This window comes from Nordella sp. HKS 07, assembly GCF_011046735.1.
Lineage (GTDB): Bacteria > Pseudomonadota > Alphaproteobacteria > Rhizobiales > Aestuariivirgaceae > Taklimakanibacter.
Genome location: NZ_CP049258.1, coordinates 5,307,473 through 5,320,905 on the forward strand (window position 1 = coordinate 5,307,473; position 13,433 = coordinate 5,320,905).

General features: G+C 62.9%; 11 protein-coding genes. 9 read left to right on the forward strand and 2 right to left on the reverse strand.

Going from position 1 to position 13,433, the window contains the following annotated elements; all coding sequences use genetic code 11:
• Positions 1-39: 39 nt before the first annotated feature.
• Entirely contained in the window at positions 40-858 is an 819-nt protein-coding gene (locus G5V57_RS24975) for a cyclase family protein (RefSeq protein WP_165170452.1), read from the forward strand.
• A 35-nt stretch (positions 859-893) separates the two neighbouring features.
• Here the strand turns inward: G5V57_RS24975 and G5V57_RS24980 are convergent, their stop codons facing one another.
• Complete coding sequence (locus tag G5V57_RS24980; RefSeq protein WP_165170454.1) at positions 894-2,762, reverse strand: ABC-F family ATP-binding cassette domain-containing protein; 1,869 nt, start codon at positions 2,760-2,762, stop codon at positions 894-896.
• Between the two features lie 80 nt (positions 2,763-2,842).
• Between G5V57_RS24980 and G5V57_RS24985 the strand changes: the two genes are divergently transcribed.
• The 8 genes from G5V57_RS24985 to G5V57_RS25020 all read left to right on the forward strand — a co-directional run bounded on the left by G5V57_RS24985 (position 2,843) and on the right by G5V57_RS25020 (position 12,462).
• The gene (locus tag G5V57_RS24985; protein WP_246737353.1) at positions 2,843-5,557 is read left to right on the forward strand and encodes a phosphoenolpyruvate carboxylase; all 2,715 of its coding nucleotides are present in this window, start codon (positions 2,843-2,845) and stop codon (positions 5,555-5,557) included.
• Between the two features lie 59 nt (positions 5,558-5,616).
• The gene (locus G5V57_RS24990) at positions 5,617-6,474 is read left to right on the forward strand and encodes an ABC transporter substrate-binding protein (protein ID WP_206530098.1); all 858 of its coding nucleotides are present in this window, start codon (positions 5,617-5,619) and stop codon (positions 6,472-6,474) included.
• Between the two features lie 41 nt (positions 6,475-6,515).
• Entirely contained in the window at positions 6,516-7,664 is a 1,149-nt protein-coding gene (locus tag G5V57_RS24995) for an amino acid ABC transporter permease (protein ID WP_246737354.1), read from the forward strand.
• Between the two features lies 1 nt (position 7,665).
• On the forward strand, positions 7,666-8,409 hold the full coding sequence (locus tag G5V57_RS25000; protein WP_165170456.1) for an amino acid ABC transporter ATP-binding protein: 744 nt from the start codon (positions 7,666-7,668) through the stop codon (positions 8,407-8,409).
• Positions 8,410-8,472: 63 nt separating this feature from the next.
• Entirely contained in the window at positions 8,473-9,234 is a 762-nt protein-coding gene (locus G5V57_RS25005; RefSeq protein ID WP_165170458.1) for a formyl transferase, read from the forward strand.
• 132 nt (positions 9,235-9,366) lie between these two features.
• A complete protein-coding gene (locus G5V57_RS25010) occupies positions 9,367-11,454 on the forward strand; it encodes an OmpA family protein (protein ID WP_165170460.1) in 2,088 nt (695 codons plus the stop codon).
• A gap of 95 nt (positions 11,455-11,549) precedes the next feature.
• Entirely contained in the window at positions 11,550-11,972 is a 423-nt protein-coding gene (gene ndk, locus G5V57_RS25015; protein WP_165170462.1) for a nucleoside-diphosphate kinase, read from the forward strand.
• A 4-nt stretch (positions 11,973-11,976) separates the two neighbouring features.
• Positions 11,977-12,462 carry a VUT family protein gene (locus G5V57_RS25020; protein ID WP_165170464.1) on the forward strand — a complete coding sequence of 162 codons (486 nt, stop codon included), beginning with the start codon at positions 11,977-11,979 and terminating at the stop codon, positions 12,460-12,462.
• Between the two features lie 83 nt (positions 12,463-12,545).
• Here the strand turns inward: G5V57_RS25020 and G5V57_RS25025 are convergent, their stop codons facing one another.
• Positions 12,546-13,421 carry a DMT family transporter gene (locus G5V57_RS25025; RefSeq protein WP_165170466.1) on the reverse strand — a complete coding sequence of 292 codons (876 nt, stop codon included), beginning with the start codon at positions 13,419-13,421 and terminating at the stop codon, positions 12,546-12,548.
• Between the last annotated feature and the right edge of the window lie 12 nt (positions 13,422-13,433).

Below are 13,433 nucleotides of genomic sequence, written 5' to 3' on the forward strand. Positions count from 1 at the left end.
GCCTAGCATGGAGGTTCACACCAGAAACGGAGGAATATCATGTGCGTACCAGGTTGCATGGCGACGGTCGCCCGGACCATCTCGCGGCGCGGGCTGTTTCGCGCGGCGGGAACGACCGCCGCGGTAGGCGCAATATCGGCCTTCAGCCCCTTCGCCGCTCAGGCGGCGACGATGAGCTTCTCCAAGGTCGTAGACTTGACACATGTCCTGTCGCCGGAATTTCCCACTTTCACCGGCAAACCGCAGCTCACGCTCGAGGTTCTCTATCGCTTCGAAAAGGACGGCTGGAACGAGAACCAGTGGCATCTGATCGAGCATACCGGAACGCATATGGACGCGCCCTTGCATTTCTCGACCAATGGTCCCGATGCCTCGTCGCTGCCAGCCGAGACACTGGTGGCGCCGCTCTGCATCGTGAACATCGCCGAGCGGGCGGCCAAGGATCCCGACACCCAGGTCACCGCCGATGACATCAAAGCGTGGGAGGCCAAGAATGGCGCATTGCCGGACGGCGCCGCTGTCGCGATGAATTCCGGCTGGGACCAGCATGTGAAGACCGACATGTTCCGCAATGCCGACAAGGACGGCGTCATGCATTTCCCGGGATTCCATCCGGACGCGGCGGCGTTGCTGCTCGAGCGCAAGGTGGTCGGTATCGTCGTCGACACGCTTTCCCTCGATTTTGGCGCCTCGAAGGACTTCGCCACCCACTATCGCTGGCTGCCGGCAGGGCGCTGGGGGCTTGAATGCACCGCCAATATTGGTCAGTTGCCGGAGAAGGGGGCTGCCATCGTGGTGGGCGGCCCGAAGATCGCCGGCGCGACGGGCGGCATGACCCGGGCCTTCGCGCTGCTGTAAGCCGAATTGACGACGTAGCGTCTGTTTGGCGGATGCTACGCCGTCTGTTCGAGAGTTTCCTGCGCCTCAAGCCAGGCGGTTTCCTGCTCTTCCAGGTCGCGGCTGAGCTTGGCGCGCAAGGTGGCGAAGCTGGAGGCCTTCTTGGGATCGGCGATATAGAGCTGGTTGTCATGCAGCGCGCGGTCGAGGACGTCGATTTTCTCCTGCAATTTGGACATCTTGACCGTGATGTCTTGAATCTTTTTCTTAACCGCGGCCGGATTGACCTTGATCGGCTGAGGCGCTGTCGACTTGACCGGCGGAGGCGCAAGCGGGGCAGCCTCCCGCTTCGGCGCCGCTGAGCGGCCCAGGATGAAATCCGTATAGTCGTCCATATCGCCGTCGAAAGGCTTCACCGAGCCATGGGCGACGAGCCACAGGCGGTCGACGCAGGTCTCGATGATGTGCCGGTCATGGCTGATGAGGATGACGGCGCCCTGATATTCGTTGATGGCGTGGATGAGCGCCTCGCGGGAATCGACGTCGAGATGGTTGGTCGGCTCGTCGAGCACCAATATGTGCGGCGCATGGAACGAGGCGAGGGCGAAGAGGAGGCGGGCCTTCTCGCCGCCCGACAAGGTCTTGCATTTGGAATCGGCCAGCGTCGCGCCGAAGCCGTAGGAACCTAGACGCGCCCGTCTCTGCGCCTGGGTGTGCTCCGGCAGGAGGTCGGTGAAATAGTCGTAAGGCGTGCGCTCGGGCGACAATTCGTCGAGCTGATGCTGGGCGAAATAGCCGACCGTCAGGCGCGGCGGATGCTTCATCTCGCCGCTCATGGTCTTGAGCTTGCCGCACAAAAGCTTGGCGAAGGTCGACTTGCCGTTGCCGTTCGCGCCCAGAAGCGCGATACGGTCGTCGGGATCGAGCCTCAGCGTGATGTTGCGCAGGATCGGCTTGCCTTCCGCATAGCCGACGGCGGCATGGTCCCAGCGCACCAAAGGCGGCGCCAGGGGCTTCGGCGGATCGGGAAAATGGAAGGGCGCCACGCGGTCTTCGACCACATCGGCGATCGGCTCGAGCTTGGCCAGCGCCTTCAGGCGGCTTTGCGCCTGGCGGGCCTTCGAGGCCTTGTAGCGGAAGCGCTCGACGAAGGCTTCCATATGCTTGCGCTGGTCTTCCTGCTTCTTCTTGAGCTTGAGGGTGAGCGCTTGCTGCTCGCGCCTTTGCCGCTCGAAGGAGTCGTAATTACCCTGATAGAGGGTAAGCTTGCCGCGCTCGAGATGCAGGATGGCGCCGACCGCGTCATTCAGGAGATCGCGATCATGGCTGACCATCAGGATCGTATGCGGATTGGACCGGATGAAGCTCTTGAGCCAGATCGTGCCTTCGAGGTCGAGATAGTTGGTCGGCTCGTCGAGCAGCAGCACGTCGGGCGAGGCGAAGAGGGCAGAAGCAAGCGCCACGCGCATGCGCCAGCCGCCCGAGAGCGCCGAGCAGGGGCCGTTCTGAGTTTCTTCCGAGAAGCCGAGGCCGGACAGGATCGTCGCGGCGCGCGACGGGGCGGAATGGGCATCGATATCGGCGAGGCGAAGCTGGATTTCGGCGATCCGGTGCGGGTCATGCGCGGTCTCGGACTCCGTGAGCAGACTCGCACGTTCGACATCGGCGGCGAGCACCGTGTCGATCAGCGATTCCTCGCCGCCCGGCGCTTCCTGCGCCACGGTGCCGATCCTGGCATTGCGCGGCAGGCTGACGGTTCCGGCTTCCGACTGCAGGTCGCCGAGGATCAGGTGGAGCAGGGTCGATTTGCCCACGCCATTGCGTCCGATGAGGCCGACCTTGTGGCCTTCGGGAATGGCGACGGAGGCGTCTTCGAGAAGAAGCCGCCCGGCAATGCGGTAGGTGAGTCCGTTCACATGCAACATGGGCGGGCTGTTTAGCCGCAATCTTGGGCATTGTCATTCCTTAGGTGCAGTGCACAATGGCGACCAAAAGGGGTGAGGGAATGGCAGATACGACCCGGCATATGTTGCCTGTCGACGGTGGCTATGTGGACGAGGTTACCGTCCTTCTGCGCGATTTGTTGCGCCGGGTGATCCGCGAGCGCGCGCCCAAGGTACTTCCCATCATCGACAATCCCGAGGATGCCCGTGCGATCAAGCCGGAGCTTCGCACACCGGCCCTCCAGGTCATTGGTATCTGGCTGCAGCTTCTTAATATCGCTGAAGAAAACGCCGCCATGCGGTCCAGGCGGCGGCTCGAGACGATGGGCGGCAACGACCAGATCCTGGGCTCGTTCTCGAACGCCTTCGCCAATATCGCGGCGGCGGGTGCCACGGGGGAGGCGGTCGCCAAGGCGCTCGAGACGGCCGAAGCCGGCCCCACCATCACCGCGCATCCGACCGAGGCGAAGCGAGTGACGGTGCTCGAGATACACCGCCGCATCTATCTGCGGCTTTATGATCTCGAAAGCCCGCGCTGGACGCCGCGCGAGCGCGAAGCCCTCATCCGGCAGTTGCGCAACGACATCGATCTTCTCTGGATGACCGGCGAGATCCGGCTCGAAAAACCGACGGTCGAGGCGGAAGTCGCCTGGGGCCTGCATTTCTTCCGCGAGACCTTGTTCGAGCGCACGCCGCAGCTCTGCGAATTGCTGGAGGGGGCACTGGCGCGCCATTATCCCGAACAGCCGATCAGGGTGCGCCCTCCGGTGCGTTTCTATTCCTGGATCGGTGGCGATCGCGACGGTAACCCATATGTGACTGCGTCGACGACACGCCTCGCGCTGAGCGAGAACGCCAAGGCAGCGATCGATCGCCTCGACAAGCGCCTCGAATATCTGGTCCAGACCGTCTCGGTCTCCGACCAGGAAGTCGATGTGCCCGAGGCCTTCCGTGCCCGCGTGACGCGCGAGATCGCCCATGCCGCCGACGCGACGCTCCCCCAGCGCAACCCGGGCGAACCGTTCCGCCAATATTTCTCGGCGCTGCGTGGGCGTCTCGCCGCGACGCGCAGTCCTGATCACTTCCCCGAACGCAAGCCATTCGCCAGCCCGGAAGAGCTCGCCGAAGCGATCCATCATGCCGAGCGCGCTTTGGCGCACATGCATGCGACCGCGATCGCCGCCCACACGATACGGCCGGTGCGCTGGGAGGTCGAGATCTTCGGCTTCCGCACGATGAGTCTCGACATGCGGCAGAACACGACGGTGATCAACCGCGTGCTGGCCGAACTGTGGCAAAAATTCAACCCGACCGCCAAGCGCGCACCGCCGAAGCCGGACTCGCAGGAATGGGCGAAATGGGTGGTTGCCGAACTCAAACGGCCGATGGGCTTCCTGCCGCTATTCCAGGGGCTATCCGACGAAGCGAGTGAAACGCTCGAGCTTCTGAGCATCATACGCGCTTCGCTGGACGGCGCCGATCACAGGGCGACCGGTGCCTTCGTCCTCTCCATGACGCGCAGCGCCACCGACATTCTGGGCCTTTACCTGCTGGCCAAATATTGTGGACTTTTCACCGACGCCGCCTCGCGTGAAAGCTGTCGCCTCGCCATCGTGCCGCTGTTCGAAACCATCGACGACTTGCAGCGCGCGCCCGGCATCATGGAGGAATTGTTCAAGATCCCGATGGTGCGTCGCACTGTGAAGGCCCTGGGCGGGCGCCAGGAGATCATGCTCGGCTATTCCGACTCCAACAAGGATGGGGGCTTCTTTTGCGCGAGCTTCGAGCTCTATGAGACCCAGCGCCGGCTCATCCAGGTGGCGCGCACCGCGGGCATCGAGATCAGCTTCTTCCATGGCCGCGGCGGGTCGGTGAGCCGAGGCGGTGCGCCGACCGGGCGCGCCATCGCGGCGCAGCCCGCCGGCACGGTCGGCGGTCATCTGCGTGTCACCGAGCAGGGCGAGGTCGTCTCCTCCAAATTCGCCAATCGCGGCACCGCGCTCTATCAGCTCGAAGTGCTCGCCTCGAGCGTCCTGGTGCATACGCTCAAATCGGCCAAGGAAAGCGAATTGCGCCTGGTGCCTGAACATCAGGCCGCGGTCGAGGCCATTTCCTCCGCCTCCTTCAAGGCCTATCGCGGTCTCGCCGAGGATCCGGGCCTGATCGACTATTTCCAGGCGTCGAGCCCTGTCGAGGAGTTGTCTCTGCTCAAGATGGGCTCGCGTCCGGCGCGCCGTTTCGGCGCCAAGGGAGTAGAGGATCTGCGCGCCATTCCCTGGGTCTTCGCCTGGAGTCAGAACCGCCATGTGATCACCGGCTGGTATGGGCTGGGCTCGGCGCTCGACAATTATACTGCCGAGAAGGGCGATGCCGGCCTGGCCCTGCTCAAGGAAATGTTTGTCCGCTCGCGCGGCTTCCGTCTCGCCATCGACGAGGTCGAGAAGTCGCTCTATCTGGCCGATATGGAGATCGCCGCTTTGTATGCCGGCTTGGTGCCCGACCGGAAGGCGGCCAAGCGCATTCTGGGCTTGATCCAGGCGGAACATGCTTTGACGCGCGAGCGGGTTCTGCGCCTATCGGGCGCCAGCGGGCTATGCGCTCGCTTTCCAGGCTTCCGCCGCCGCTTCGACCGCGTGCGCCCGATGATCGACCAGGCCAATCGCTGGCAGGTGGATCTACTCAGGGATGCACGCGCCCGCAGACCCACCGACAAGGCGCTGGCGCCCTTGCTGATGACGATGAATTGCATCGCCGCAGGCCTCGGCTGGACGGGATGATCTTGCCCAAGCTCCTCCGGCATGATCTAGTAATGCAAAATATAAACGGAGGAAGCCTGATGAAAATCGACAAACGGAGCCTATTGGCCGTCGCGGCGCTTGCCGCGCTGGCCCAATTCTCGATGCCTGCCGGCGCCGCCGGCATGATCGGCAATTGCGAGTTGGTGAGTGAAAAGGGATCGATCCCGATCGAAAAGCCGGCCAAGTCCGGACAGCTGACCGTCGAGGTCTCGCTCCCGGCGCCGATCTGGTGGAATGGTGACACACCGGAATCGATCAAGGATGGCATGGAATACTGCCTCGCCGCCGAAATCGCCTGGCGGGCCGGCTATGACAAGATGGAAGTGATCAATGTCGGCTGGGATGCGCTGGTCACCGGCCAGACTAATGATTTCGACCTGGCGCTGTCCGAGATATCGATCACCGACGAGCGCAAGAAGGTCGTCGACTTCTCCATTCCGTACTTCAGCTCCGATATTGGCGTGCTTGCGAAGGCCGACGCACCGGTCGATGAAAAGACCATCAAAGAGCGGACTGTCGGTGTGCAAGTGGCGACGACAGGCGCCACCTTCGTCAGCGATGTGCTGAAGATACCCAAGGAGCAGACCCAGGCCTATCCCGACCAGGGTGATATGTTCACCGCACTTGCCGCCGGCCAGATCGATGCCGCGGTCACCGACACGTCGATCGTGCTTGCCGAAGAGGTGAAGTCGAGCGGCAAGCATGTGGTCGTCGGCCAGTACAAGACCGGCGAGTCCTATGGCGCGCTCTATCCCAAGGGCGGCACCAACAATGCGACGATCGACAAGATCATCAAGTCGATCATCGACGACGGCACCATGTCGAAGCTCGCCGCCAAATATCTGGCGTCCGTCTGGGGCAAAGATCCGGCCACGGTCCCGTATTTCAACCCCTGAGCGGGTCCTAGACGGTGAGCGATATCGCAACAAAGGAGAGGGTGGGGGCACTCCCCACTCTCCCGCGCCGTACCGACGGGCTTTCTCTCGCAGCCTTGCTGTTCGCCGCTTTCTGCGTGCTCTGCGCCTGGGGCGCGACGCGCGTCGTCGGCGCGGCACTTGACCATCTGCAGGTCGATCAGGGTGTGGCGTGGGGCATCATCTTCTTCCTGACGATCGCCGGCACGGCCGCCTTGTTCTGGCCGGCCTTCCGCTCCTGGACCTTCTCGAACCGGGCCCGGGCGGCGTTATCCGCCGACAACATCGTCGAGGCGCGCATCGACGCGGCTTCGGCGCGCGACTGGGCGTATCTCACTTTCGGCTGGGGTGCCGCCGCTCTGATGCTTCTGGGCTTTGCCAGCTTCATCATGGCCAACAATGCCGGGGTCGGCAAAACCTTCTTCTACCTGCCGCTGATCCTCGACAAGTGGGATCTGGTGGTGAGGGCCTTCTGGGAGAACGTCAAGATCTTCGTCATCGCCGAAATTCTGGTGCTGATCTGGGGACTGATCGTCGCCGTCGCCCGACTGATGCCGGGCCCCGCGGGCCAGCCGGTGCGTTTGCTGGCGATCGCCTATTGCGATATTTTCCGCGGCCTTCCCGCCGTGCTGACGCTCTACCTCATCGGCTTTGGCCTGCCGATCTCAGGCCTTCCCGACCTCATCATCCCGCCCATTGTCGGGCTCTTCGTCGATTTGGACGGTATGACGGCGGGTGAAATCAAGCAATATACGCGCATCCCGCTCTTCTGGTATTGCATCCTCGCCTTGACGCTCACTTACGGCGCTTATGTCGCCGAAGTCTATCGCGCCGGCATCGACAGCATCCATCCGAGCCAGTGGGCCGCCTCGCGCTCCCTCGGTCTCTCCTACCTCCAGACGCTGCGCTATGTGATCGTCCCCCAGGCGGTGCGCCGTATTGTGGCGCCGCTTCTCAACGATTTCATCGGACTTCAGAAGGATACCGCCTTGGTCCAGGTCATCGGCGTGGTCGACGCCTTCAACCAGTCGAAAATCATCGCCTCCAACGCCTTCAACCTGTCGGCGGTGACCATCGTCGCCATCATCTTTGTCCTGATCACCATCCCGCAGGCGCGCTTCGTCGACAATCTGCTGGAGCGCGATCAGGCGCGCAGGCGGGCGGCATCCTGACATGGCATTCCTCGAAATCCACGACGTCCACAAGCGCTTCGGACCGATCGAGGTGCTGCGCGGCATCGACATGTCGGTCAACGAGCATCAGGTCGTCTGCCTCATCGGCCCGTCGGGCTGCGGCAAGTCCACGCTCTTGCGTTGCATCAACGGGCTCGAGCAGATACAGGGGGGCGAGATCAAGCTCGAGGGCGACCGGGTGTCGGGGCCCGGCATCGATGTGAATCGCTTGCGGCGCCAGGTCGGCATCGTCTTCCAGAGCTTCAATCTCTTCCCGCATATGAGCGTGATGGAGAATGTCACGCTCTCGCCGATGAAGGTCCTGGGCTTCAGCCGCGCCGAGGCGCGTGAGCGGGCCATGGCCTTGCTTTCCCGTATCGGCCTCGAGGCGAAGGCGGAGGAGTATCCCGACCGTCTGTCCGGCGGCCAGCAGCAGCGTGTGGCCATCGTGCGAGCGTTGGCGATGGAGCCCAAACTCATGCTGCTCGACGAGATCACCTCGGCGCTCGATCCCGAACTCGTCTCGGAAGTCCTCAACATCGTGCGCGATCTGGCCGGGCAGGGCATGACCATGCTGCTCGCCACCCATGAAATGGGCTTCGCGCGGGAGGTGGCGTCCAAGGTCTGCTTCCTCTATGACGGTGTCGTTCACGAGGAGGGGCCGCCAGATCGAATCTTTGGCGCCCCAGACCATGAGCGTACCCGCGCATTTCTGAAGCGCATCATCGAGGCAGGGCGGCTCTAGCATGATCAGGACAAGGGGGACACCGGCGTACCGTCCGATCCGGCGTAGAGCAATGACGTCGATATGGCACGAATAGCGGTCGTTACGGTTCCTTCGCCGCAATCCTGGATCATCGTCAACGCGCTGGTGAGGTTTTTCGGTCCGGTGACGATCGTGGCTGAGGAGCGCGAATCGAAGCTCACCCTCATGCGCCGGCGCATGCGCAGGCAGGGCGTGTTCACCATCCTGGGGCAGATCGGCTTCGTCCTGTTCCAGCGGATCCTGGCGCCGGCGTCCCGGAAACGCATCGGTGAGATCATCGCCGAATATGGCATCGATCCCAATCCCAACGCGTCCTGCGAGATCATCCAGGTCGGCTCGGTGAACAGCGAGGCCTGTCGCGTAGCCCTGGCGCGGCTAAAGCCCGACGCGGTGCTCGTCATCGGCACCCGCATCATCGGCAAGGAGACCCTGGCCAGCCTTACCGTGCCGGTGATCAATTTCCATTCCGGCATCAATCCCAAATATCGCGGCCAGGCGGGCGGCTATTGGGCGCTCGCCATGGGTGATCCAGACAATGCCGGGGTGACGGTGCATCTCGTCGACGAAGGGGTCGATACCGGCGACGTCCTCTACCAGGCACGCTTTCAGGCCACGGCGCGCGACAATTTCATCACCTATTTCTTCATCCAGGCGGCGATCGCCCGGCCCTTGGCCATCACTGCCGTGGAGGACGCGCTGGCGGGGCGTCTGAAGCCCGTCCAGGTCGATCTTCCGTCCCAGCAATTCTATCACCCGACCCTGTGGTTCTATCTGTGGACGGCCTGGACCAAAGGCGTGTGGTGACCACCTGAAGGCGTCGCCGGTCCTGGCCTGTGTCAGTATTGCCTCATTCTGCCTTAAACTTCCTTCGGAGCCTCCAATTTTCGTCATATTGCTTGGGTCTATGGAGTGCATGCGCACTGTGGAGGGCGGCGAATGAAGAAGACTGTCATAACCCTGGCTGCGGCGTTGACGCTCGGAGTGTCCTGGGCCGCGCTCGCCCAGGAGCAGGATCCCGCCCTGATCATTCCGGACGGCGCCGGCCAGCAGCAGGGACAGGCGCCTGACGAGCAGCCGCAGAAGAAGCGCAAGAAGCACGAGTCCGAGCAGCCTGCGGCCGAACAGCAGTTTGAGCAGCCGCAGCCCGAGAAGAAGAGAAAAAGGCAGGTCGAGCAGCAGGTCGAACAGCCGACCGAGCAGCCGCGGCCCGAGAAGAAGAGAAGGAAGCAGGTCGAACAGCCGGTCGAACAGCCGACCGATCAGCAGGCCGAGCAGCCGCAGCCCGAGAAGAAGAGAAAAAAGCAGGTCGAGCAGTCGGTCGAACAGCAGGCCGAGCAGCCGCAGCCCGAGAAGAGGAGAAAGAAGCAGGTCGAGCAGCCAGTCGAACAGCCGACCGATCAGCAGGCCGAGCAGCCGCAGCCCGAGAAGAAGAGGAAGAAGCAGGTCGAGCAGCCGGTCGAACAGCCGACCGATCAGCAGGCCGAGCAGCCGCAGCCCGAGAAGAAGAGAAAGAAGCAGGTCGAACAGCCGGTCGAACAGCCGACCGAGAAGCCGGCCGCAGCGGGTGTTCCTGCCGACGTGACGCAATATCTGTCCGATACGCGCCCGGCGAGCGAACTTACTGATGCCGAGCTGACGCAGCGCATGAGGACAGGCCGCAGCCTGTCGAAAATGCAGGGTCTGCCGGACGATGTCCGCCAGGAGCTTGCCAGCAAGGCCCGGCAGGCGCGCACCGAGGCAATCGCGCGGGAGCAGGGCAAGGGTGGCGGCAAGGCGGGCAACCAGCCAGTGCCCGGCCAGGAGCAGCCTCCCGTGGCCGAACAGCCGGCTGGTGAGCAGCCGGCTGGTGAACGACCGGCACAGGCGGGCGGTCAGGGCCAGGACATCCTGCCGGGCGAGCCGGCGGTCAATCCGGACAAGCAGGAAGTCCAGAAGCTAGACGGCAACAAGGCCTCGCCGCAGGCGGAGGCCAAGGCCAAGGACTATCTTGATGACGGCCGTTCCGGCGATCAGCTGAAGGACGATGAGCTCCGCGCCCGGGTCGACGGCATGCGCGATCTTCTGGCTGGCAACGAGCTGTCGCGAGACACCGAGCGGGCCTTGCGCGGCAAGCTCAGAGCTGAGCGCGACATCTTGCGCAACCGGGTGGCCCAGAAAGTGATCGTCGATGAGAAGAAGGTCGATGAGAAGGACCGCTTCCCGCGCCGGCGCGACCGCGACGACCGCCGCTGGAACGATTGGGCCGAGCGCGACATCCTGCGCGACCGCCGCCGCTCCGACGAGTTGGAAGAGGGCGAGTTGCGTCGCCGCATCGACATCTATCGCGTGGCTATCTATGACGACCGCTACAGCGCCGAGGAGCGGCGCTATTGGCGCGACATGATGGAGCGCGACCGGCGCTATCTGGGCGACTGGATGCGGCGCGACCGGCGTGAGCGCGAGCGTTATTGGTACGACCGGCGCGACCGCAATGAGATCAATATCGACATCAATATCATTCTGGGCCCCGACCGCGAGCTTCTGCCCGCGGCCTTCATGGACGAGATCGACGATGAGGAGTTGGAGGACTATCTGGTAACGGCGCCGCGCCGCAAGGTGGCGCGCCGCTATACCGTCGCCGAGATCGAGGAAGAGCCCGAAATCCGCACCGCCATGCCGGCCATCGAGATCGACAATGTCCATTTCGGTTTCAACGAAGCATTCCTGCGCGAGGAGGAGGTCGAAAGTCTCGACCGCATCGCCGAGGTGGTCGAGAAAATCCTGGCCGCCCATCCCGACGAGGTCTTCATGATCGAGGGGCATACCGACGCGGTGGGCTCCGACGCCTATAATCTGAAGCTCTCGCGCGAGCGGGCCCAGGCGGTCAAGAAGGCGCTCACCACCTATTACGTCATTCCTGCCCGGAATCTGGTGACGGTCGGTTATGGCGAGCGCTATCTGAAGATCCCGACCTCCGAGCCCGAGGAGGAGAACCGCCGCGTATCCTTCCGGCGCGTGACGCCTCTGGTCGGAGAGGCGGAGTAAGGCTTGAGAGCCTTTGCTGGCGCTACTTGAAGCTTGCCGGGGCCGCCGCTATAAGGCGGCCCCACCATTATCAGATCAAACCCAAGAGGAATTTTATGGCCAAGGAGCGCACGCTCTCCATCATCAAGCCGGATGCGACTCGTCGCAATCTGACCGGCGCCATCAACGCGAAGATCGAAGGCGCGGGTCTCCGGATCATCGCCCAGAAGCGTGTGAAGTGGAAAAAGAAAGACGCCCAGACCTTCTACAAGGTCCATAAGGAGCGTCCCTTCTACAAGGACCTGGTCAAGTTCATGACCTCCGGCCCGATCGTCATCCAGGTGCTGGAAGGCGAGAAGGCGGTCGCCAAGTATCGCGATGTCATGGGCGCCACCAACCCCGCCGATGCCAAGAAGGGCACCATCCGCAAAGACTTCGCGGAATCGATCGAGGCCAATTCGGTGCATGGCTCCGACAGCGCCGACAACGCCAAGAAGGAGATCAAGCTCTGCTTCAAGGCCACGGAGATCGTGGGCTGAGCTGATGTGGGTCGCCGTCTACATCCTGTCGATCGTCCTGGTGAACTGGCTCTTCGTAGCCGTGGCGCCTTGGCCGACCGTGTTCGGCGACCTTTATCTTGCCAATCTGGTGGTCGGCTTCGTCTTCGTGCTCCGTGACTATGGGCAGAGACAGGTCGGCCACAGGATTCTACTGGCGACGCTCGTCGCCGGCATCATCACCTACCTCATGGTCGATCCGGCGATCGCCATCGCCAGTATCACCGCTTTCGTGCTCTCCGAGATGACGGACTGGGCGATCTATTCGTTCACCAAAAGGCCGCTGCAGCAGCGCATCCTGATATCGAGCCTGGTCGCCGTGCCGCTCGACACGCTGGCCTTCCAGTATCTGGCGAATTACCTCACCCCCGCCGCCTTCTCGATGGAAGTGCTGAGCAAGGCGCTCGGCGTGTTCATCGTCTGGTATCTGCTCAAGCTGCGCGCCGCCAACGAGCCGGCGCCGGCGCACTGAAGCGCCGGGCGCTCTCATAGAAACGGTCCGGCACTCCAGCTCTTTGATGTACGCATCGGATTATCCGAAAACCGATGCTCTGATCAGGGCTGCGGCGGCGACGGCTCCACGGGAATCCCGCGTACCCTTTCGCGATAGGATATGTAGATCGCGCAGGCGATGAGAATGCCGACGCCGGTGAAGGTCCAGCGGTCCGGCAGATCGCCGAAGAACCACCAGCCGCAGACCACCGCCATGATCATCTCGGCATAGGCCATGGGCGCCAGGAGCGACGCTTCCGCATAGTGATAGGCCGCGATCACCAGGTAATGGCCGATGAAGGCGACGAAGGCGATGATGAGCATAAGTCCCCATTGCTCAAGGCTGGGCGTTACCCAGAAGAAGCCGACCATCAGAGTGGTGATGATCGGACCCGCCACATTGGTGTGGAACATGGTGACGATCGGATCGGTGCGGCCTGAGATCCGGCGGGTAAGGATTATGTAGAGGGCGCTGGTGGTGCCCGAAAGAAGCGCCAGCACCACGCCTTCATTGAGGACCTGGAAGCCCGGCCGGATGATGATCAGCGTGCCGATGAAGCCGATGACTACCGCGATCCAGCGGCGCAGTCCTACCTGTTCCTTGAGGATTACCGGCGACAGCAAGGTCACGGCCAGAGGCTGGACGAAGAAGATGGCCAGCGTGTCGGCGATCGGTAGATAGTACATTGCGAGGAAGAAGAACGCCGTCGAGGCGATGACGAGTGCGGCGCGGACCGTGTGCGTCACTGGAATATCGGTTTTGAGCTCGCGCACCGCGCGGTTCTTGAGCACGAGGGGCAAGTTGAGAAGGGTTCCGCAGAAGAAGCGGGCCCAGACGCTTTCCATCACCGGCATGTTCTGTTGCCCCAGGAGCTTCGCCGCCACGTCAAGGAAGGGCATGACGAGCATGGCCGCCAGCATCAGAAGGATGCCGGTCAAGGGAGCATTTTG